General features: G+C 75.2%; 6 protein-coding genes. 1 reads left to right on the top strand and 5 read right to left on the bottom strand.

Annotation, left to right across the window (positions count from 1 at the left end):
* Positions 1-4: 4 nt before the first annotated feature.
* From VKK44_RS14135 to VKK44_RS14145, 3 genes are read right to left on the bottom strand one after another with little or no spacing between them, the layout of a single operon-like run.
* Positions 5-886, bottom strand: a complete 882-nt coding sequence (locus tag VKK44_RS14135; protein WP_343447423.1) for a metallophosphoesterase family protein — start codon at positions 884-886, stop codon at positions 5-7.
* Positions 883-14,775: a type I polyketide synthase gene (locus tag VKK44_RS14140; RefSeq protein WP_343447424.1), complete on the bottom strand. Its 13,893-nt coding sequence runs from the start codon at positions 14,773-14,775 to the stop codon at positions 883-885. Before VKK44_RS14140 ends, VKK44_RS14135 begins: the two co-directional genes overlap by 4 nt.
* A gap of 21 nt (positions 14,776-14,796) precedes the next feature.
* Positions 14,797-20,232: an SDR family NAD(P)-dependent oxidoreductase gene (locus VKK44_RS14145; RefSeq protein WP_458351643.1), complete on the bottom strand. Its 5,436-nt coding sequence runs from the start codon at positions 20,230-20,232 to the stop codon at positions 14,797-14,799.
* A 230-nt stretch (positions 20,233-20,462) separates the two neighbouring features.
* On the opposite strand from VKK44_RS14145, the gene VKK44_RS14150 reads away from it, so the two are divergent.
* Complete coding sequence (locus VKK44_RS14150) at positions 20,463-21,218, top strand: thioesterase II family protein (protein ID WP_343447427.1); 756 nt, start codon at positions 20,463-20,465, stop codon at positions 21,216-21,218.
* A 52-nt stretch (positions 21,219-21,270) separates the two neighbouring features.
* Here the strand turns inward: VKK44_RS14150 and VKK44_RS14155 are convergent, their stop codons facing one another.
* Both VKK44_RS14155 and mhpA read right to left on the bottom strand, forming a co-directional pair.
* Complete coding sequence (locus VKK44_RS14155; protein ID WP_343447428.1) at positions 21,271-22,158, bottom strand: class I SAM-dependent methyltransferase; 888 nt, start codon at positions 22,156-22,158, stop codon at positions 21,271-21,273.
* Positions 22,159-22,187: 29 nt separating this feature from the next.
* Positions 22,188-23,750, bottom strand: a complete 1,563-nt coding sequence (gene mhpA, locus VKK44_RS14160) for a bifunctional 3-(3-hydroxy-phenyl)propionate/3-hydroxycinnamic acid hydroxylase MhpA (RefSeq protein WP_343447429.1) — start codon at positions 23,748-23,750, stop codon at positions 22,188-22,190.
* Between the last annotated feature and the right edge of the window lie 28 nt (positions 23,751-23,778).

Here is a 23,778-nt window from a genome sequence, read left to right on the forward strand (position 1 = left end):
ACGGTCAGCGGAGCTGCCCGGCGAGCGCCGGGAGGATGGCCCGGGGCCGGCCCGGCGGGGTGGCGCGGCGACGCCACTCGCGGGGGTAGCCGACGGACACCTCCTCGAACCGGACGCCGTCGTAACGGGTGCTGCGCGGGATGTGCAGGTGCCCGTAGACCGCGACGCGGGCGTCGTAGTGCAGGTGCCAGTCGGCGGTGAGGTCGGTGCCGCACCACTGGGCGAACTCGGGGTGGCGCAGGATCCGGGTCGGCTCGCGGACCAGCGGGTAGTGGTTGACCAGCACGGTGGGCAGCCCGGCGCGCTCGGCGTCCAGCCGCCGTTCGGTGCGGATGACCCGCGCCCGGCACCAGGCGTCCCGGCTCGGGTACGGGTCCGGATGCAGCAGGATCTCGTCGGTGCACACCACCCCCGTCTCGTACGCCAACGCCAGCGCCTGGGCCCGGTTGTAGGTGCCCGGTGGCCGCCACGAGTGGTCGTACCCGACGAACAGCGGCACCACCAGCACCGGGTCGCCGTCGGCGTCCCACACCGGGTACGGATCCTCGGGGGTGAGGACGCCGAGTCGTCGGCACAGCGCCACCAGGTGCCGGTAACGGGCCTCGCCGCGCAACTGCACCGGGTCGTCGCGGGGCGTCCACAGCTCGTGGTTGCCGGGCGCCCACACCACCCGGGCGAAGCGCCGGGCGAGCAGGCCGAGCGCCCATTCGACGTCGTGCAGGTACTCGCCGACGTCCCCGGCGACGATCAGCCAGTCGTCGTCGCCGTCGGGGCGCAGCCGTTCGACCAGTTCACGGTTCTCGGCGTACCCGACGTGCAGGTCACTGATGGCGAGCAGCCGGCCACCCCTAGCCGCGGGCGTACCCCTAGCTCCGGCGCTGGTCACGACTTGCCGAACTCTCGCTGGATGATGGCGAAGATGTCGTCCTCGCCGGCGTCGGCCAGGTCGTCGGCGACCGGGGCGGCGGGCGGCGTCGCGGCGTCGCCCCGCCAGCGGGCCAGCAGTTCCTCCAGCCGGTGGGTGACCTGCGCGTCGCGCCGGTCGCCGGGCACCGCGTCGAGCAGCCGCGCCAGGCGGTCGATCTCGGCGGTGACGCCGTCGGTGCCGGGCCGCAGTTCCCGGCCCAGGTGCTCGGCGAGCGCGGCCGGGGTGGGGTGGTCGAAGACCAGCGTGGTGGGCAGCGCCAGGCCGGTTCCGGCGGTGAGCCGGTTGCGCAGCTCGACGGCGGTGAGCGAGTCGAAGCCGAGGTCCAGGAAGCCGCGTCCGGCCCGGACCGCGGCCGGGGTGCGGTGCCCGAGCACGGTGGCGGCTTCGGCGCGTACCAGGTCGAGCAGGATCCGGTCCCGTTCCGCCGGGCCGGCGGCGGCGAGGCGGTCGCGCAGCGCCGCCGGCGCGTCCGCGTCGGCGGCCGGGGTGGCGGCGCGGTCGGCGGCGGCCTCGGGGATGCCGGTGAGCAGCGGGCTGGGCCGGCGGGCGGTGAACGAGGCGGCGAACCGCTCCCAGTCGACGTCGGCGACGACAACCGCGGTGTCGTCCCGGTCCAGCGCGCCCTGGAGGGCGGTCACCGCGAGGTCCGGGTCGAGCGCGGGCAGGCCGCGCCGGGCGAGCTGGTCGCGCTGGTCGCCCTGGGCCATGCCGGCGCCGGCCCACGGCCCCCAGGCCACGGCCGTGCCGGCCGCGCCGCGGGCGCGTCGCCGGGCGACGAGGCCGTCGAGGTACGCGTTGGCCGCGGCGTAGCCGGCCTGCCCGGCGGAGCCCCACACGCCGGCGATGGAGGAGAACACCACGAACGCGTCCACGTCGGGCAGCAACGCGTCCAGGTGGGCCGCGCCGTCGACCTTGGCGCGCAGCACGTCGGCCAGTTCCGCGCCGGTCATCGCGGCGAGCGGGGTGGCCTGGGCGGCGCCGGCGGCATGCACGACCGCGCGGACCGGCTGGCCGTCGGAGACCAGGCCATCGAGCAGCCCGGTCAACGCCACCCGGTCGGCCACGTCACACGCCGCCACCGTCACCCGCACGCCACCGGCACGCAGGCGGTCGGCCAGGTCGGCCGCGCCCGGCGCGTCCGGCCCCCGCCGGCTGGTCAACACCACGTGTTCCGCACCGGCGTCGGCCGCCCACTGCGCCACCCGGGCACCCAACGCACCGGTCCCACCGGTCACCAGCACCGTGCCGGAGAACCGGAACTCCCGCCGCACGGGATCACCGGAGGCACGCACCAACCGCCGGGCGAACACGCCCGACGACCGCACCGCCACCTGATCCTCACCGCCACCGGCCAACACGCCACACACCCGACGCACCGCCCGGTCGTCCAGCACGACCGGCAGATCCACCAGACCACCCCAGCGACCCGGCTCCTCCAACCCCGCCACCCGACCGAGCCCCCACGTCCCCGCCGCGACCGGATCAACCGGCGCGTCCGTGGCGCTCACCGCCACCGCACCCCGCGTCACCCACCACACCGGACCGGAGAGGCCGGCCTCCGTGACGGCCTGCACGGTGGCCAGCGCCGCGCCGGCACCGGCGCCGCCGAGCGCGAGCAGCGACACCAACCCGGCGGCCGGGTCGGCGTCGCGCAGCGCCTTGGCGAGCAGTTCCCGGTCGTCGTCCGGCCCGTCGAGCCGTACCGGCCGCACGCTCGCGCCGGCCGAGGTCATCCCGTCGGTCAGCGCCGCGACCAGCGTGTCGTCGATGCCGGCGTACGGCATCAGCAGCAGCCACGTCCCGGTCAGCGTCGCGGTCGGCTCGGGTACGCCCGCCCAGTCGACGCGGTAGCGCCACGAGTCGGCGGTGGCGCGTCGCCGGCCGGCGTTCCGCCACCGGGCGAGCGCCGGCAGCAGGTCGGCGACCGGCCGCTCGGTGCGGAACTCCGGGTCGAGGCCGGTGAGGTCGGCCTGTTCGACGGCGGCCCAGAACCGGTCGTCCGCCTCGCCGCCGCCGGCTGGCACCGGCTGGGGGGTGTCCTCGTCGGACAGCCAGTACCGGGTGCGCTGGAACGCGTAGGTGGGCAGGTCGACGGTGGCCGGCCGCCGCCCGTCCCGGGTGAACCAGGCCGCCCAGTCCACTCCTGTGCCGGTCACGTGCAGGTGAGCCAGGGCGGTGGTGAGCGCGGTGATCTCGTCCTGGTCCCGGCGCAACGCCGGGATGTGGTGAACGGGACGGTCGACCGGGGTGTCGGCGGCCATCGCCGTCAACGTCGCGTCCGGCCCCACCTCCAGAAACGTGCCCACACCCAGCTCGTGCAGCGTGGCGATGCCGTCGGCGAACCGGACCGCCTCCCGGACGTGCCGCACCCAGTAGTCCGGACCGGCGATCTCGGTGGGATCCGCGAGCCGACCGGTCAGATTCGACACGATCGGCAGACGCGGCTGCCGCCAGTCCAAGCCGGTGATCGCGGCCCGGAAGTCCGCCAGCATCGGCTCCATCAACCGCGAGTGGAACGCGTGACTGACCGTGAGTCGCCGGACCCGCCAACCCTTGGCCGCGCACTCCCCCGCGAGCCGGTCCAGATCCTCGACCGCGCCGGAGAGCACCACCGACGACGGGCCGTTCACCGCCGCCACATCCACCCCGGAACCGGACGCCGCCCCCAGGCCGGCTCCCGACTCCGAGCCGGCACCGCCGGCCGTCCGAGCGCCGGCATCGGCCGTGGCGTCACCACCGACGCCGGACGCCAACAACTCCCGGACCCGCGCCTCCGACGCGCCCACCGCCAGCATCCCGCCACCGGCCGGCAACGCCTGCATCAACGACCCACGCGCCGCCACCAGAGCGCACGCGTCCGCCAACGACAGGACACCCGCCACATGGGCGGCCGTCACCTCACCGATCGAATGCCCCGCCAGATAGTCCGCGGTCACCCCCCACGATGAGAGCAGCTCCCACAACGCCACCTCCACCGCGAACAGGCCCGCCTGCGTGTAGACGGTCTGATTCAACAGCTCGTCACCGCCGAACACGACGTCCCGCAACGGCCGGCCCAACCGGCCCTCGAACCCGGCGCACACCCGGTCGAACACGTCCGCGAACACCGGGAACGCGGCATACAACTCCCGACCCATACCGGCGCGCTGCGCACCCTGACCGGTGAACAACACCACGCGCCGACCCGACGACACCTCACCGGCCACCACGCCGGGCGCGGAGGCGCCCTCGACGACGGCCGACAGGCCGGCCAGCAACGCGTCCCGATCCGCACCGACCACCGCCACGCGATGCGTCAACCCGGCCCGCCCGGTCGCCAACGACCATCCGACCTCGGCCGACGCGACGTCGGGGTGCTCGCGCAGGTGGTCGCGCAACCGGACCGCCTGGCCCGCGAGAGCCTCCGCCGACCGGCCCGACAGCAGCCACGGCACGACCGGCAACGCCACGGCGGCACGGTCCTGCTCGGCCTCGACCGACGGTGCTTCCTCAAGGATGACGTGCGCGTTGGTGCCGGAGATGCCGAACGACGACACCGCCGCCCGACGCGGCCGGTCCACCACCGGCCAGGGACGCGCCGACGTGGCCAACTCCACCGCCCCGGCCGACCAGTCCACCTTGGTCGAGGGTCGGTCCACGTGCAGTGTCGCCGGCACCACGCCGTGCCGCAGCGCCAGCACCGCCTTGATGACGCTCGCCGCGCCGGCCGCCGCCTGGATGTGCCCGATGTTGGACTTGATCGAGCCCAACAGCAGCGGTGCGGTCCGGTCCTGCCCGTACGTGGCCAGCAACGCCTGCGCCTCGATCGGGTCACCCAGCGTGGTGCCGGTGCCGTGTGCCTCCACCACGTCCACGTCGGCGGCGGTGAGCCGCGCCGAGGCGAGCGCGGCCCGGATGACGCGCTGCTGGGCGGGCCCGTTCGGGGCGGTGAGCCCGTTCGAGGCGCCGTCGGAGTTCACCGCCGAGCCGCGCAGCACGGCGAGGATCCGCCGGCCGGCCCGCTGCGCGTCGGAGAGTCGTTGCACCAGCAGCACGCCGACGCCCTCACCCCAGCCGGTGCCGTCGGCGCCCTCGGCGAACGACCGGCACCGCCCGTCGGGTGCGAGCCCGCCCTGGCGGGAGAACTCGACGAAGGTGGCCGGCGAGGCCATCACGGTCACGCCGCCGGCCAGCGCCAGCGTGCACTCCCCGCTGCGCAGCGACTGGGCGGCCAGGTGCAGCGCCACCAGCGACGACGAGCAGGCCGAGTCGACGGTCACCGCCGGCCCTTCGAGGCCGAGCGCGTACGCCACCCGGCCGGACAGCACGCTGGTGGCGGTGCCGGTGAGCAGGTGCCCGCCGACGTCCTGGGCGCGACCCATCGCGGTCGAGGCGTACCCCTGGAAGCTGGCGCCGGCGAAGACGCCGACGCGTTCCCCGCGGAGCCGGACCGGGTCGATGCCGGCCGACTCCACCGCTTCCCAGGACGTCTCCAGCAGCAGCCGCTGCTGGGGGTCCATCGCGAGGGCCTCGCGGGGGGAGATGCCGAAGAAGTCGGCGTCGAACGCCGCCGCGTCGTAGACGAACCCGCCCTGCCGGGGGAACGAGGTGTCGGAGAGGCGGCCGGCGAGGAACCGGTCCCAGCCCCGGTCGAGCGGGAAGTCGGCGATGCCGTCCCGTCCGGCCGCGAGCAGCTCCCACAACTCGTCCGGGCCGGTCACGCCGCCGGGGAGGCGGCAGGCCATGCCGACGACGACGATCGGGTCGCCGTCGACCGCGGGGGCCGCGTCCGCGGCGGTCGTGTCCGCCGGCTCGCCGGTCAGCGTGGCGGCCAGGTACGCGGCCAGGGCGGACGGGGTCGGCTGGTCGAAGACGAGCGTGCTGGGCAGCGTCAGGCCGGTTTCGGCGGTGAGCCGGTTCCGCAGCTCGACGGCGGTGAGCGAGTCGAAGCCCTGCTGCTGGAACGCCCGGTCCGCCGCGACGGCGTCGGCGGCCGGGTGGCCGAGCACCGCCGCGGCCTGGGCGCGGACCAGGTCGAGCAGGTGGCCGGCGCGCTCGGCGGGGGTGAGCGTGGCGAGCCGGCGGGCGAGCGGGGACGGGCCCTCGGCGGGCGCGGCCTGGGCGGGTCGGGCCTCGGGGAGTTCGTCGAGCAGCGGGCTGGAGCGCAGCGCGGTGAACGCGGCGGCGAACCGGTCCCAGTCGACGTCCGCGACGACCACGGTGCTGTCGTCCCGGTCCAGCGCGCCCTGGAGGGCGGTGATCGCCAGGTCCGGGTCCATGGCGGGCAGCCCGCGTCGGGCCAGGTGTTCGCGTGCCTCGCCGCCCTCCGCCATGCCGCCACCGGCCCACGGCCCCCAGGCCACGGCGGTGCCGGCGGCGCCGCGGGCGCGGCGGCGGGCGACGAGCGCGTCGGCGGCGGCGTTCGCGGCGGCGTAGCCGGCCTGTCCGGCGGAGCCCCACACGCCGGCGATGGAGGAGAACACCACGAACGCGTCCACGTCGGGCAGCAACGCGTCCAGGTGGGCCGCGCCGTCGACCTTGGCGCGCAGCACGTCGCGCAGTTCGTCGGCGGTGACGTCGGCCAGCGGGGTGAACTGCGGTGCGCCAGCGGCGTGCACGACCGCGCGGACCGGCTCGCCGTCGGAGGCCAGGCCGTCGAGCAGCCCGGCCAACGCCACCCGGTCGGCCACGTCACACGCCGCCACCGTCACCCGGACACCCCCGGCACCCAGACGCTCGGCCAACTCCGCCGCACCCGGCGCGTCCGGCCCACGCCGGCTGGTCAGCACCACATGCTCAGCACCGCTATCGGCCACCCACTGCGCGACCCGCGCACCCAACGCACCCGTACCACCGGTCACCAACACCGTCCCGGAGAACCGGAACTCCCGCCGCACGGGATCACCGGAGGCACGCACCAACCGCCGGGCGAACACGCCCGACGACCGCACCGCCACCTGATCCTCACCACCACCGGCCAACACGCCACACACCCGACGCACCGCCCGGTCGTCCAGCACGACCGGCAGATCCACCAGACCACCCCAGCGACCCGGCTCCTCCAACCCCGCCACCCGACCGAGCCCCCACGTCCCCGCCGCGACCGGATCAACCGGCGCGTCCGTGGCGCTCACCGCCACCGCACCCCGCGTCACCCACCACAGCCGGCCGGTGACGTCGCTGTCGGCGAACGCCTGTGCGGTGGCCAGCGCCGCCTCGGGCCGCGGGTCGAGCAGCGTCAGCACCCCGGCGACGTCGCCGCCGGTGGCGGCGGCGCGAAGCCGGCTGGCCGTCTCCCGCCGGTCGGTGGGCGCGTCGAGCAGCACCGGCACGACGTGGACGCCGTGCGCGGCCAGGCCGGCGACCAGCGGGTGATCGACATGCTCGGCCGTGGTCAGCACCAGCCACGTCCCGGTCAGGACCGGCGGGGGTACGGAGGCCAGTGGCCGCCAGTCCACCCGGTAGCGCCAGGAGTCGACGGTGGCGCGGGCCCGTCCTGCCCGCCGCCAGCGCGCCAGCGCCGGCAGCAGGTCCCGCAGCGGCTGGTCGGCGGTGAGCCGCAGCTCGTCGCCGAGGCCGGTGAGGTCCTCCCGTTCGACGGCCGTCCAGAACCGTTCGTCGAGGTCACTCCCGCCGGTCCGTGCCGTGGGCGCGGTCTCCGGCCAGTACCGGGTGCGCTGGAACGCGTAGGTGGGCAGGTCGACGGTGGCCGGCCGCCGCCCGTCCCCGGTGAACCACGCCGCCCAGTCCACCGACGTGCCGGTCACGTGCAGCCGGGCCAGTGCCGTGGTGAGCGCGCCGACCTCACCCTGGTCCCGCCGCATTGCGGGGATGTGGTGCACCGGTCGGTCGACCGGGGTGTCGGCGGCCATCGCCGTCAACGTCGCATCCGGCCCCACCTCCAGGAACGTGCCCACACCCAACTCGTGCAACGTGGCCACCCCGTCGGCGAACCGCACCGCCTCCCGCACATGCCGCACCCAGTAGTCCGGACCGGCGATCTCGGTGGGATCAGCGAGCCGACCGGTCAGATTCGACACCACCGGCACACGCGGGGCCCGCCAGTCCAGACCACTGATCGCGGCCCGGAAGTCCGCCAGCATCGGCTCCATCAACCGCGAGTGGAACGCGTGACTGACCGTCAACCGCTTCACCCGCCAACCCTCGGCGGTGCACTCCCCCGCGATCCGCTCCAGATCCTCCACCGACCCGGACAGCACCACCGACGACGGACCATTCACCGCCGCCACATCCACACCAGCCGCCAACTCCCGAACCTGGGCCTCCGACGCGCCCACCGCCAACATCCCGCCACCAGCCGGCAACGCCTGCATCAACGACCCACGCGCCGCCACCAAAACGCACGCATCCGCCAACGACAGGACACCCGCCACATGGGCGGCCGTCACCTCACCAATCGAATGCCCCGCCAGATAGTCCGCCCGCACCCCCCACGACGACAGCAACTCCCACAACGCCACCTCCACCGCGAACAGCCCCGCCTGCGCGTAGACCGTCCGGTCCACCAGGTCACCGCCGTCGAACACCACGTCCCGCAACGAACGGTCCAACCGGCCCACGAACCCGGCACACACCCGGTCGAACACGTCCGCGAACACCGGAAACGCCGCATACAACTCCCGACCCATACCGGCGCGCTGCGCACCCTGACCGGTGAACAACACCACCCGCCGACCCGAACCCACCTCACCGGTCATCACGCCGGCGGCGGCATGCCCGTCGGCCAACGCGGCCAGGCCGGAGAGGAGCGAGTCCCGGTCCGGAGCGACGACGGCCGCCCGGTGCTCCATCGCGGCGCGCGTGGCGACCAGCGACCAACCCACCTCGGCCGGCGCGGCGTCGGGGTGCTCGCGCAGGTGGTCGAGCAGCCGGGCCGCCTGTCCGGCGAGCGCCGGAGCCGAGCGGGCCGACAGCATCCACGGCGTGACCGGCAGCGGGGCTACCGCGTCCGGCGTGGATGCGTCCTCGACCGGTGTGGGCGCTTCCAGGATGACGTGGGCGTTGGTGCCGGAGATGCCGAACGACGACACCGCCGCCCGACGCGGCCGGTCCACCGCCGGCCACGGACGCGCCGACGTGGCCAGCTCCACCGCACCCGCCGACCAGTCCACCTTGGACGACGGCGCGTCCACGTGCAGCGTCGCCGGCACCACGCCGTGCCGCATGGCCAGGACCGCCTTGATGATCCCGGCGACCCCGGCGGCGGCCTGGGTGTGCCCCAGGTTCGACTTCACCGACCCCAGCAGCAGCGGCTGCTCCCGCTCCTGCCCGTACGTGGCCAGCAACGCCTGCGCCTCGATCGGGTCACCCAACGTGGTGCCGGTGCCGTGCGCCTCCACCACGTCCACCTCCGCGGCGGACAACCGGGCGTCCGCCAGCGCCGCCCGGATCACCCGCTGCTGCGACGGACCGTTCGGCGCGGTCAACCCGTTCGACGCGCCGTCCTGGTTCACCGCCGAACCCCGCACCACGGCGAGGATCGACCGGCCGTCGCGTCGCGCGTCGGAGAGTCGTTGCACCAGCAGCACGCCGACGCCCTCACCCCAGCCGGTGCCGTCGGCGCCCTCGGCGAACGACCGGCACCGCCCGTCGGCGGCGAGTCCGCCCTGACGGGAGAACTCGACGAACGCTCCGGGAGTGGCCATCACGGTCACGCCACCGGCGAGCGCCAGGTCGCATTCGCCGGCACGCAGCGACTGGGCCGCGAGGTGCAGCGCCACCAGCGACGAGGAGCAGGCGGTGTCCACGGTCAGCGCCGGCCCTTCGAGGCCGAGCGCGTACGACACGCGGCCGGAGAGCACGCTGGCGGAGGCGCCGGTCGCACCGTAGCCGGCGAGGTGCTCGCCGCCGTACCGGATGAGGTGGTCGAAGTCCTGCCCGTTGGTGCCGGCGAAGACGCCGACCCGGCTGCCGCGCAGCGTCTGCGGGTCGATCCGGGCGTCCTCGATCGCCGCCCAGGACGTCTCCAGCAGCAGCCGCTGCTGCGGGTCCATGGCGACCGCCTCGCGGGGCGAGATGCCGAAGAAGTGCGCGTCGAACGCGCCGGCGTCGTCCAGGAACGCGCCCCGGGTGACGTCCGGCGGCAGCGCGGCCAGGTCCCAGTGCCGGTCGCGCGGCAGGTCGGTCATGGCGTCGACGCCGTCGGCGAGCATCCGCCAGAACTGCTCCGGGGAGCCGGCCCCGGCGGGGAAGCGGCAGCCCATGCCGACGATGACGATCGGGTCGTCGTCGACCGGGCGTACCGCCGTGGTGGTGGTCCCGGCCGGCCCGCCGGCCAGCTCGGCGCGCAGGTGGGCGGCCAGGTCCTCGGGGTTGGGATGGTCGAACGCCACCGTGGCGGGCAGCGTCAGACCGGTGGCGGCGGCGAGTCGGTTGCGCAGCTCGACGGCGGTGAGGGAGGTGAAGCCGAGGTCCCGGAACGCGCGCCGGTGCGGCACCTGGTCGGCGCCGCCGTGGCCGAGGACGGCGGCGATCTCGCTCCGGACCAGCTCGCCGAGGGCGTCCTGCTGTTCGGCCGGGGTGAGGCCGGCGAGCCGACGCCGCAGCACGGCGGAACGGTCCTCGTCGGCGGCGACGGGGGTGGTGGTGAGCAGGTCGCGGAGCAGCGGGTCGGGTCGCTGGCCGGGGGCGGCGGCGAGCCGGTCCCAGTCGACGTCGGCGACGACGAGGTGGGTCTCGTCCCGGTCGAGCGCCCGGTGGAACGCGCGGATCGCGCGGTCGGGGGCCATGGCGCGGACGCCGCCGCGGGCCATCCGGCGCTCGAACTCGCCGGCGCTGACGCCGCCGTCGGCCCACAGTCCCCAGCCTACGGCGGTGGCGGGCAGCCCCTCGGCGCGGCGGCGGTGGGCGAGCGCGTCGAGCCAGGCGTTTCCGGGCGCGTAGTTGCCCTGGCCGGGGCCGGCCATGGTGCCGGCGAGGGAGGAGAAGAGCACGAACGCGGTGACGTCGTGGTCGCGGGTCAGCTCGTCGAGGTGGCGGGCCGCGTCGACCTTGGCGCGCAGCGCGGTGGCCATCCGGTCCGGGGTGAGCGCGTCGGTGACGGTGTCGTCGAGGGCGGCGGCGGTGTGCACGACGGTGCGCAGCGGCGCGTCGGCGGGGACGGCGGCGAGCAGGTCACGCAACGCGTCCCGGTCGGCGGCGTCGCAGGCCGCGATCGTGACGCGGGCGCCCTGTGCGGTCAGCGCGTCGCGCAGCTCGGCCGCGCCGGGCGCGTCGGGGCCGCGTCGGCTGATCAGCAGCAGGTGCGCGACGCCGGCGGCGGCGAGGGCCCGGGCGACGTGCGCGCCGAGCGCGCCGGTGCCGCCGGTGACGAGCGCGGTGCCGCGCGGGGTCCAGCTCCGCGCCGCGACGCCGGGTCGGGCGTCCCGGACCAACCGTCGGGCGTACGCGCCGGCCGCGCGTACCGCCACCTGGTCCTCGGCCGGCTCGCCGCCGAGCAGCCGGCGCAACCGGGGTACGGCACGCGGGTCGGGCATCGGCGGCAGGTCGACGAGGCCACCCCAGCGGTACGGGTGTTCGGCGCGCAGCGCGCCGCCGAGTCCCCAGAGCAGCGCCTGGTCGGGGTCGACGGCCGGGTCGGTGGGGTCGACGGCGACGGCGTCGCGGGTGGCGACCCAGAGCCGGGCGGTGCTGCCGGTGTCGCCGAGCGCCTGGGCGAGCGTGACCGTGCCGGCGAGCCCGGCCGGCACGGAGACGCTGTCCGGGTGGGTGCCGGCGGCCAGGCCGAGCAGTGACAGCACGGTCCCGGCCGGCGACGTGCGCAGTTCCCGGGCGAGGTCGGCGCGACCCCGGTCGGCCGGCACGGTCAGGACCCGGACGCCGGGCCCGGTCAGCGCGTCGGCCCAGCGCCGGCCCGGCCCGTCCGCCTCGGCCGGTACGACGAGGAGCAGGTCACCGACGTCGGGGCCGGTGGGGTCCGGCAGTGGTTGCCAGGTGACCCGGTAGTGCCAGGAGTCGAGCGTGGCTTCGCTCTCCCGGCGGCGTCGCCACGCGGAGAGCGCCGGCAGCACGTCGGCGAGCGGCGTGTCGGGGTCGACGGCGAGCGCGGCGGCGAGGCCGTCCACGTCCTCGTTCTCGATCACCTGCCAGAACGCCGTGTCGTCGTCGGGGTCGCCGCCGTGGTGGCGGGTGCGGGCGTCGAGCCAGTACCGCCGGTGCTGGAACGCGTAGGTGGGCAGGTCTACGGTGGCCGGCCGCCGCCCGTCCCGGCTGAACCAGGCCGCCCAGTCGACCCGGGTGCCGGTCACGTGCAGCCGGGCCAGTGCCGTGGTGAGCGCGCCGGCCTCACCCTGGTCCCGGCGCGACGCCGGGATGTGGTGCACGGGACGGTCGACCGGGGTGTCGGCGGCCATCGCCGTCAACGTCGCGTCCGGCCCCACCTCCAGCAACGTGCTCACGCCCAGCTCGTGCAGCGTGGCGATGCCGTCGGCGAACCGGACCGCCTCCCGGACGTGCCGCACCCAGTAGTCCGGACCGGCGATCTCGGTGGGATCAGCGAGTCGACCGGTCAGATTCGACACGATCGGCACACGCGGGGCCCGCCAGTCCAAGCCGGCGATCGCGGCCCGGAAGTCGGCCAGCATCGGCTCCATCAGCCGGGAGTGGAACGCGTGGCTGACCGTCAACCGCTTGACCCGCCAACCCCGCTGCCCGCACTCCCGCACCAGCCGGTCCAGATCGGCCACCGACCCGGACAGCACCACCGACGACGGACCGTTCACCGCCGCCACATCCACGTCGACGGCCAACTCCCGGACCTGGGCCTCCGACGCGCCCACCGCCAGCATCCCGCCACCGGCCGGCAACGCCTGCATCAACGACCCGCGCGCCGCCACCAGGGCACACGCGTCCTCAAGCGACAACACCCCCGCCACATACGCGGCGGTCACCTCACCGATCGAGTGGCCGGCGAGGAAGTCGGCGGTCACGCCCCACGACGACAGCAGCTCCCACAACGCCACCTCGACCGCGAACAACCCGGCCTGCGTGTAGACGGTCCGATCCAGCAGGTCGCCGCCGTCGAACACCACCTCCCGCAACGAACGATCGAGGCGACCCTCGAACCCGGCGCACACCCTGTCGAACGCGTCCGCGAACACCGGGAACGCCCCGTGCAACTCCCGGCCCATGCCGGTGCGCTGCGCGCCCTGACCGGTGAACAGCACCGCCCGCCGACCCGGCGACGCCTCCCCGGTCACCACACCGGACGCCGCTCCGCGCTCGGCCAGCGCGGACAAGCCGGTGAGCAGCGACTCCCGGTCCGCGCCGAGCACCACCGCGCGGTGTTCCAGGGCGGCGCGGGTCGTCGCGAGCGACCAGCCCACGTCGGCCGGGGACAGCTCGCCGTGCGCCCGCAGGTGATCGGCCAGCCGCGCGGCCTGGCCGGCGAGGGCTTCCGCCGAGCGTGCCGACAGCACCCACGGGGTGGTCGGCGCCGGCCCGTCCGGCAGCGCCTCCGGCGCCGGCTCGGGCTCCGGCGCCTCGATGATCACATGGGCGTTGGTGCCGGAGATGCCGAACGACGACACCGCCGCCCGACGCGGCCGGTCCACCGCCGGCCAGGGCCGCGCCGACGTGGTCAGCTCCACCGCGCCCGCCGACCAGTCGACGTGGGACGAGGGGGCGTCGACGTGGATCGTGCGCGGCACGAGTCCGTGCCGCATGGCGAGGACCATCTTGATGATGCCGGCGACGCCGGCGGCGGCCTGGGTGTGGCCCAGGTTCGACTTCACCGAGCCGAGCAGCAGCGGCGTGGACCGCTCCTGCCCGTACGTGGCGAGCAGCGCCTGCGCCTCGATCGGGTCACCGAGCGTGGTGCCGGTGCCGTGTGCCTCCACCACGTCCACCTCGACAGGTGACAGCCGCGCCGAGGCGAGGGCCGCCCGGATCACCCGCTGCTGGGCGGGCCCGTTCGGCGCGGTCAACCCGTTCGACGCGCCGTCCTGGTTCACCGCCGAGCCGCGCACCACGGCGAGCACGCGGTGGCCGTGGCGGCGGGCGTCGGAGAGGCGTTCCAGCAGCAGCACGCCGACGCCCTCGGACCAGCCGGTGCCGTCGGCGCTGTCGGCGAACGACTTGCACCGGCCGTCCGGGGCGAGGCCGCGTTGCCGGCTGAAGTCGACGAACGTCTCCAGCGTGGTCATCACGGTGACGCCGCCCGCGAGGGCCAACGCGGATTCGCCGGAGCGCAGCGACTGCACGGCCAGGTGCAGCGCGACGAGCGACGACGAGCAGGCGGTGTCGACGGTGAGCGCCGGGCCCTCCAGGCCGAGCGTGTAGGCGACCCGGCCGGAGAGCACGCTGCTGGCGGTGCCGCCGCCGATGAACCCGTCGACCGTGTCGGGCACGTCGTCGAGCCCGGCCGCGTAGTTGTGGTACATCATGCCGGCGAAGACACCGACCCGGTTTCCGCGTAACGACAGCGGGTCGATCCGGGCGTCCTCGATCGCCGTCCAGGACGCCTCCAGCATGAGCCGCTGCTGCGGGTCCATGGCCAGCGCCTCGTACGGGGAGATGGTGAACAGCTCCGGGTCGAAGTTCCCGGCGTCGTGCAGGAAGCCGCCTTCGCGGGCGTACGTGCTGCCCCGCCGCTCCCCGGTCGGGTCGTACGCCCGCTCGGTGTCCCAGCCCCGGTCGGTGGGGAAGCCGGTGATGCCGTCGCCGCCGGCGGCGACCAGTTCCCACAACTGCTCGGGTGAGCGGACGCCGCCCGGGTAGCGGCAGCTCATTCCGATGATGGCGATCGGTTCGTGGTCCTTGGCGTCGGCGGCCCTCAGCCGTTCGCTGGTCTCGTGCAGGTCGGCGGTGACGCGCTTGAGGTACTCACGGAGCTTGGCTTCGTTCGCCATCGGGAATTCACCTGTCGCGGGTCAGGACCGGCCGAAGCGGCTGTCGATGAAGTCGAACAGTTCGTCGTCGCTGGCGTCGTCGAGGCTGGCGGCCACGTCGCCGCCGTCGCCGTCCCAGCGGGCGAGCAGGGCGCGGAGCCGGGCCGCGACGGCGGTACGGGTCTCGTCGTCGGCGGTCAGTTCGGCGAGCGTGTCGGCTCCGGTGGCGGCGAACGCGGCTTCGAGGCGGTCCAGCTCGTCGAGGACGGTGGGCGCGGTCGCGGCCGGGCCGAGCCGGGCCAGCAGGTGCCCGGTCAGCGCGGCCGGGGTGGGGTGGTCGAAGACCAGTGTGGCGGGCAGCGTGAGCCCGGTCCGCGTGGTGAGCCGGTTGCGCAGGTCGACGGCGGTGAGCGAGTCGAAGCCGAGTTCGGTGAAGGAGCGGTCGGGTCCGACGGCGGCCGGTGAGGCGTACCCGAGCACGTCGGCGACCTGGCCGGTGACCAGCTCGGCGACCAGGCGCGCCCGGTCCTCGGCGGACGCCCCGGCGAGCCGGTCGGCGAGGCCGCCGGTGGTCGTCGCGGCGGCGCGGCGCGCGGGCCCACCGGCGAGGCCGTGCAGCGACGCCGGCAGCTCGTCGCGGCCGGTGCGGGCCCGCAGCGCCGCCAGGTCGAGGTGGACCGGGAGCAGCAGCGGCTGCCGGCCGCGCCGGCTGGCGTCGAAGAGGGCCAGCGCCCGGTCGGTGGTGAGCGGGACGATGCCCTGGCGGGCGAGCCGGTCCCGGCCGGCGGTGCCCAGGTCGCGGGTCATGCCGCCGGTTTCCGCCCAGGGTCCCCAGGCCAGTGACGTGGCGGCGAGCCCGGCGGCGCGGCGGTGGTGGGCGAGGCCGTCGAGGAACGCGTTCGCCGCCGCGTAGTTGCCCTGCCCGGGGGCGCCGAGCGGCCCGGCGATCGAGGAGAACAGCACGAACATGGGCAGGTCGAGATGGCGGGTGAGGTCGTGCAGGTGCCAGGCGGCGTCGGCCTTGGGGCGCAGCACCGCGTCGGTGCGGTCCGGCGTGAGCGCGGTGACCACGGCGTCGTCGAGCGCGCCGGCGGCGTGCACCACGCCGGCGAGCGGGTGTTCGGCGGGCACGGCGGCGAGCAGCCCGGCGACCTGCTCGCGGTCGGCCACGTCGGCGGCGGTGAGGCTGACCCGCGCGCCGAGGCGGGTGAGGTCGGCGAGCAGGTCGGCCGCGCCGGGGGCGTCGGCGCCGTGCCGGCTGACCAGCAGCAGGTGCCGGATCTTGTGGTGGGTGACGAGGTGGCGGGTGACGACGCCGCCGAGCGCGCCGGTCGCGCCGGTGATCAGCACGGTGCCGTCGGGGACGAGGTCCACGGCGCCGGTCGGGTCGGGTTCGGCCGGGGCGAGGCGCGGGACGAGCAGCCGGCCGGCGCGGAGCGCGAACTGGGGTTCGTCGGTGGCGAGCGCGCGGGCGAGCAGGTCGGTGTCGTCGTCACCGGCCAGGTCTGCGAGGACGAAACGGCCGGGGTGTTCGAGCTGCGCCGCGCGGACCAGCCCCCAGACGGCGGCGCCGGCCAGGTCGGTGACGTCACCGTCGACGGGTACCGCGCCCCGGGTGAGCACGACGAGCCGCCGGCCGGCGTACCGGTCGTCGGCCAGCCAGTCCTGGATCAGGGTGAGCGTGTCGGCGAGCCGGCTGCGGGTGCCGGCGAGCGGGTCGTCGGGCGCGGTGTGCCCGGCGGGGACGAGCACCAGCCGGGCGTCGTCGGCGGTCCCGGCGAGGCCGGTCCCCGGGTCGAGCGGCGCGATTCCGGTGGCCGGTCGGGCCGGCAGCGGCACCGGGTTCCAGCGCAGGTCGTAGAGGGGCAGTTCGGCGGTGCCGGGGTCGAGCTGGTCGGCGGCGAGCGGGCGGGACACCAGCGCGTCGATGCGGGCCACCGGCGCGCCGGCCGCGTCGGCGAGCGTGAGCGTGCTGGCCGGGCCGCTGCGGGTGAGCCGTACCCGCAGGTGGGTGGCGCCCTCGGCGGTGAGCGTGACGCCGCTCCAGGCCCAGGGCAGCCGGGCGCCGGCGTCGTCGGCGGCGGGGTCGTCGGCGAGGCCGACGACGTGCAGCGCGGCGTCGAGCAGCGCCGGGTGCAGCGCGTAGCCGGTGGTGGCGGTGCCGTCGGGCAGTTCCACCTCCGCGAAGACCCCGTCGGGCGTACGCCAGGCGGCGCGCAGCCCGCGGAACGTGGGCCCGTGGGCGACGCCGAGGTCGCGGAGCCGGGTGTAGATCGGTTCGACCGGCACGGCGACGCCGCCGGGCGGTGGCCAGGCGGTCAGCGGCTCGGCGGTCTCGTCCGCGCCGGGGGCGAGGACCCCGTCGGCGTGGGCGGTCCAGTCGGCGTGCGGGTCGTCGGCGGGGCGGGAGTGGACGGTGATCCGGCGTCGGCCGTGCTCGTCGGGCGCGGCGAGCTGGAGTTGGAGCGTGCGGGCCCCGTCGTCGGGCAGGACGAGCGGCGCGGCGAGCGTCAGTTCCTCGACGGTGTCGCAGCCGGCCTGCGCGCCGGCGTGCAGCGCCATTTCGACCAGCGCGGTGCCGGGCACGACGATCCGGCCGCGGACGACGTGGTGGGCGAGCCAGGGTTGGGTACGCGCGGACAGCCGGCCGCCGTGGACGCGGACGTCACCGGCGGCGGTGGCGAGCGCGGTGTCGAGCAGCGGGTGACCGGCGTCGCGGGCGCCCAGGCCGGCGGCGTCGTGGCCGGCGGTGCGGGCGTCGATCCAGTACCGCTGGTGCTGGAACGCGTAGGTGGGCAGGTCGACGGTGGCCGGCCGCCGCCCGTCCCGGGTGAACCAGGCCGCCCAGTCCACCGGTGTGCCGGCCACGTGCAGCCGAGCTACCGCCGTGGTGAGCGCGGTGACCTCGTCCTGGTCGCGCCGCAACGCCGGAATGTGGTGCACGGGCCGGTCGGCCGGGGTGTCGGCGGCCATCGCCGTCAGGGTGGCGTCCGGGCCGACCTCCAGGAACGTGCCCACACCCAACTCGTGCAGCGTGGCCACCCCGTCGGCGAACCGCACCGCGTCGCGGACGTGCCGCACCCAGTAGTCCGGACCCGCGATCTCGGCGGGGTCGGCGAGCCGACCGGTCAGGTTCGACACGATCGGCACACGCGGGGCCCGCCAGTCCAGACCACTGATCGCGGCCCGGAAGTCCGCCAGCATCGGCTCCATCAACCGCGAGTGGAACGCGTGACTGACCGTCAACCGCTTCACCCGCCAACCCTCGGCGGTGCACTCCCCCGCGATCCGCTCCAGATCCTCCACCGACCCGGACAGCACCACCGACGACGGACCATTCACCGCCGCCACATCCACACCAGCCGCCAACTCCCGAACCTGGGCCTCCGACGCGCCCACCGCCAACATCCCGCCACCAGCCGGCAACGCCTGCATCAACGACCCACGCGCCGCCACCAAAACGCACGCATCCGCCAACGACAGGACACCCGCCACATGGGCGGCCGTCACCTCACCAATCGAATGCCCCGCCAGATAGTCCGCCCGCACCCCCCACGACGACAGCAACTCCCACAACGCCACCTCCACCGCGAACAGCCCCGCCTGCGCGTAGACCGTCCGGTCCACCAGGTCACCGCCGTCGAACACCACGTCCCGCAACGAACGGTCCAACCGGCCCACGAACCCGGCACACACCCGGTCGAACACGTCCGCGAACACCGGAAACGCCGCATACAACTCCCGACCCATACCGGCGCGCTGCGCACCCTGACCGGTGAACAACACCACCCGCCGACCCGAACCCACCTCACCGGTCACCAGTCCGGGAGCCGCACCGCCCTCGGCCAGCGCGGCCAAGCCGGCCAGCAGCGCGTCGCGGTCCGTGCCGACCACCACGGCCCGGTGCGCCAACGCGGCCCTCGTGGTCGCCGACGAGAAGCCGACGTCGGCCGGCGACAGGTCGGCGTGCCCGCGCACGTGGTCGAGCAGCCGCGCCGCCTGACCCGCCAGCGCGTCCGGCGACCGCCCCGACACCAGCCACGGCAGCACCGGCAACGTCGCCGCGTCGAGGATGGCCGGCGGCTCGTCCTCGGCCGGGGTGGGCGCTTCCAGGATCACGTGGGCGTTGGTGCCGGAGATGCTGAACGACGACACCGCCGCGCGGCGGGGCCGGTCGGCGGCCGGCCAGTCCCGCGCCGACGTGGCCAGCTCGACCGCGCCGGCCGTCCAGTCCACCTTGGTCGACGGCGCGTCCACGTGCAGCGTGGCCGGCACCGTGCCGTGCCGCATCGCCTGCACCATCTTGATCACCCCGGCCACGCCGGCGGCGGTCTGGGTGTGGCCGATGTTCGACTTGATCGACCCCAGCAGCAGCGGCTGCTCCCGCTCCTGCCCGTACGTGGCCAGCAACGCCTGCGCCTCGATCGGGTCACCCAACGTGGTGCCCGTGCCGTGCGCCTCCACCACGTCCACCTCCGCGGCGGACAACCGGGCGTCCGCCAGCGCCGCCCGGATCACCCGCTGCTGCGACGGACCGTTCGGCGCGGTCAACCCGTTCGACGCCCCGTCCTGGTTCACCGCCGAACCCCGCACCACGGCGAGGACCCGGTGGCCGAGCCGGTGGGCGTCGGCGAGACGCTCGACCAGGAGCACGCCGATGCCCTCGCCGAGCGCGGTGCCGTCGGCGGCGTCGGCGAACGCCCGGCAGCGGGCGCCCCGGGACAGGTTGTTCTGCCGGGTGAAGTCCACGAAAATCGACGGGGTCGGCAACACGGTCACGCCGCCCGCCAGGGCCAGGTCGGACTCACCGGCGCGCAGCGACTGCACGGCCAGGTGCAGCGCCACGAGCGACGAGGAGCAGGCGGTGTCGACCGTGACGGCCGGCCCTTCGAACCCGAACGCGTACGACACCCGGCCGGAGCTGACGCTGCCGGCGCTGCCCAGCCCGAGGTAGTCGGCGACCCCGTCGGGCACGTCGGCGGCACCGGCCGCGTAGTCGGCGTGGGTCAGGCCGGCGAACACGCCGACGCGTCCGCCGCGCAGCCCGGTGGGGTCGACACCGGCGGACTCGAACGCCTCCCAGGACACCTCCAGCAGCAGCCGCTGCTGCGGATCCATGGCGAGGGCCTCGCGCGGCGAGACGCCGAAGAACGCCGGGTCGAAGCCGGCGGCGTCGGTGAGGAAGCCGCCGTCGCGCACGCAGGACGTGCCGGGGCGTTCCCGGTCCGGGTCGTAGAGCGTGGCGAGGTCCCAGCCCCGGTCGTCGGGGAACGGGCCGATCGCGTCCCCGCCGGCCGCCACCAGGTCCCACAGCACGTCCGGCGAGGTGATCCCGCCGGGAAAGCGGCACGCCATGCCGACCACGGCGATCGGCTGGCGGGCGGAGTCCTCCACGTCGCGGAGCCGTTGCCGGGTCCGCCGCAGGTCGGTGGTGACCCTCTTCAGATACTCCCGGAGCTTCTCTTCGGTGTCCATCAACCTGACCCTCGGTCGGCGGGGACCTGCCGTTGTCCGGCGCGCACGCGTCATCCGGGAGCCACGGGTCCCCTCTGCGGGGAAGCTATGGCGTCGCGCTGAGCTGCGACAACCCCTAACCCGTACGCCCGGCGGGCTAGGGGGTGGCCGGGCCGGCGGCGACGCGGTTACCGTCCGGTGGACCGCCCTGGCGCCCGGGTCGCGGGCGCCACCGCCGGAAGGACCGCGTGACGATGACCGACCACGACAACGGCCTGTGGGTTCGCCGGTTCCATCCGGCCCCGGACGGTGCCCCCCGGCTGGTGTGCCTGCCGCACGCCGGGGGCTCCGCGAGCTTCTTCTTCCCGGTGTCCCGGGCGCTGTCACCGGCGGTGGAGGTGCTCAGCATCCAGTACCCGGGCCGGCAGGACCGCCGGCACGAGCCCTGCGTGCCGAGCATCGGGGAGCTGGCCCGGCAGTTGGCCGACGTGCTGCGGCCCTGGCGGGACCGACCGTTGGCGTTCTTCGGGCACAGCATGGGCGCGACGCTGGGCTTCGAGGTGGCGAGGCTGCTCGAGGCGGAGGGCGGGCCGGTTGCGCACCTGTTCCCGTCCGGCCGCCGGGCCCCGTCGTGCCACCGGGACGAGACGGTGCACCTGCTCGACGACGAGGGCCTGCTGGCCGACGTGAAGAAGCTCAGCGGCCCCAACTCGGCGGTGCTCGGCGACCCGGACATGCTGCGTGCCGCGTTGCCGGCGATCCGCAGCGACTACCGGGCGGCGGAGACCTACCGATACGCGCCGGGGCCGAAGCTGAGCTGCCCGGTCACGGTGTTCACCGGGGACGCCGACCCGAAGACCACTGTGGACGAGGCGAGGGCGTGGTCGGAGCACACCACCGGCGCGTTCGACCTGCACGTCTTCCCGGGCGGGCACTTCTTCCTGGCGTCCCACCAGCCGGCGATCCTGCGTACCCTCTCGGGTGCGTTGACCGGCACGGCGGTCCGCTGAGTCGCCACGCCGGTCCCCGCCGCCCGGTCCGGGCGGCGGGGACCGCGGCGGTTCACGGCTTCTGCGCCACCGCGATGACGTAGTCGAGCAGACCCAGCTCCTTCTTGATCAGCTCGGTGTCGCGCCAGTGGTTCGCCATTCCCTTGACCGCGCTGCCGTCGGCGGCGGCGCGGAACGCCGGGTCGGACGGGCGGGCGGACTGGAACCGGCGCCAGCCCTCCCAGGTGCGGTCCGCGATGGAGTGCACCTCCACGGCGCCGAAGCCGGCGGCGGCGAGCTGCTCGCCGTAGGTCTTACGGTCGTGCCAGTTCTCGTCAGGCAGGCTGAACTTGACGAAGCTGAGCGGGCCGGAGTTGAGCGACATGCGCGCGGTGTCGTTGCTCAGCGGAATGATGTCGGCGGTGGCCAGCGTGCCGCCCGGCCGCAGCACCCGGAACGCCTCGGCGAAGAACGCGCTGCGCGGGTGGAAGTGGAACGCCGACTCCAGCGCCACCACCCGGTCCACGCTGGCGTCCGGGAACGGCAGCGCGGTGGCGGTGCCGAGCTGGAAGTCGGCCCGGTCGGCCAGGCCCTCGCGGCGGGCCCGCTCCTGGGCGTGCTCGACGTGCCGCGGCGTCACGTTGATGCCGTGCACCTTCGCCACCCGGCGGTCCCGCAGCCAGGCGAAGTCCTGGTCGCCGTAGCCGAAGCCGACGTCGACCACGGTGTCGTCGGGCTTGAACCCGGCGGCGTCGGCGAGCTTGTCGGCCAGCGCCTGGCCGGCCACGTCGATGCTGGTGACGCCCTCCTCCCAGTAGCCGACGTTCATGTAGCGGGAGGTGCGGGCCGCGAACTCGACGTCCGGCGACTGGATCTCGTAGAACCGGCGGACCCGGGTCACCGGGTCCTTGGTGGTCATGGTCCGGATGACCCGGCCGAGGGTGCGGAGGTTCTCCAACATGTCAGCTCCTCAGGGCTGCGCAGGGGTGGTCAGGGTTGCAGGGCGGGGGCGGAGACCTGCCGGCGCAGGTCGGCCACCAGGGTGGCGGCGGCGTCGGGGCCGGCGGCCACCCCGAAGAGGTAGAAGTCCGGCCGGATCAGCGCGGCGTCCGCGCCGCCCAGCCAGGTCGAGTAGACGCCGTCGAGGTCGGCCAGCTCGCCCGCCGCCGCGCCGTCGTCCGCCGGCCGCACCACCAGCCGGTACGCGCCGAGGTCGTCGAGGAACGCGACCGCGTCGGCGTCCAGCGTGGCGGGTTCCCGGGTGAGCAGCGCGAAGCCGACGCCCACCACGTCGTCGAAGCCGCCGGTGCGCCCGTCGACGGTCACCCGGCCCTGCGGCGCGGGCTCGCCGGCGCGCGGGGTGGGCGTCTGGTCGTCGGCGCGGTGCAGCACCCCGTCGACGATCGCCTCGCGCAGCGAGCGGACGTGCCGCTGCTGGGTACGCCGGCGCAGCGCGGCCAGCATCACCGAGTCCCGACCGGCGGCCTTCTTCTGGTCGGTCTCGCAGATCACCGCGCCGGAGTCCATCGACATCCGGATCGCGTGCTGCACGTGCGCCCGCCGTTCCACCTGGTACGTGTCGAGCAGCGCCTCCCCGGCCCGGCCCCGGCGTACCAGGTCGAGCTTCCACGCCAGGTTGACCACGTCGCGGAAGCCGGAACTCATGCCCTGCCCGAGGAAGGGCGGCATGACGTGCGCGGCGTCGCCGGCCAGGAACACCCGGCCGCGCCGCCACAGGTCGGCGGAGCACGCCTGGGTGGTGTAGACGCCGTACCGGTCCAGCCGGGCGTTGTCCGGGGTGATGTCGAACAGGCCGAGCAGCCGCCAGGCGCTGGCCTCGGTGCGGAACTCCTCCAGCGTCTCCCCCGGCACCCGCATGAACTCCCACCGCCGGTGGTGCGGCCCGGCGGAGACGGCGGTACGCGGGCGCGCCGGGTCGCAGATCTGGAGGTTGTTGGGGGTGAACTCGCGCGGGGTGTGCAGCACCACGTCGCAGACCAGCCAGTCGTGGGTGAAGTCCAGGTCGGTGACGCCTGAGCCGAGCCAGCCCCGGACGAAGCTGTTCGCGCCGTCGCAGCCGAGCACCCAGGACGCGGTGTAGGTGTGCTGGTCGCCGTCGCCGTCCACGGCGGTCACCTCGACCCGGTCGCCGTGGTCGGTCAGGCCGGTCACCTCGACGCCCCGCTGCACCCGCACGCCGGGCAGCTCCGCGCCGCGTTCGGCCAGCCGCTCCTCCACGCCGGGCTGGTAGAACGACGTGGAGTCGGGCCAGCCGGACGGGCCGTCCGGCGCGGCGCGCACGTGCAGCAGCGTGCGGCCGAAGCCGTTCTTCCAGGTGTACTCGCCGGACAGTTCGGTCACGTCGCCGAGCCGGTCGGCGACGCCGCAGGCGGCGAGGATCCGGCTGGCCTCGCCGTCGTAGGAGACGGCGCGCGGCATGCTGTACGGGGTGGTCCACTTCTCCAGCACCCGCACCGTGAAGCCGCGCTGCGCCAGCAGGATCGCGGCCACCTGGCCCACCGGGCCGTAGCCCACGATCAGTACGTCGGTCATCGCCGTCCCTCGTTGGTCCGCCTGGGCC

The organism is Micromonospora sp. DSM 45708 (genome assembly GCF_039566955.1).
Taxonomy (GTDB): domain Bacteria; phylum Actinomycetota; class Actinomycetes; order Mycobacteriales; family Micromonosporaceae; genus Micromonospora.

Coding starts and splice junctions, on each gene's coding strand:
- VKK44_RS14140 (WP_343447424.1), bottom strand. CDS start 14,775: ATGGCGAACGAAGCCAAGCTCCGTGAGTACCTCAAGCGCGTCACCGCC.
- VKK44_RS14150 (WP_343447427.1), top strand. CDS start 20,463: ATGACCGACCACGACAACGGCCTGTGGGTTCGCCGGTTCCATCCGGCC.
- mhpA (WP_343447429.1), bottom strand. CDS start 23,750: ATGACCGACGTACTGATCGTGGGCTACGGCCCGGTGGGCCAGGTGGCC.
- VKK44_RS14155 (WP_343447428.1), bottom strand. CDS start 22,158: ATGTTGGAGAACCTCCGCACCCTCGGCCGGGTCATCCGGACCATGACC.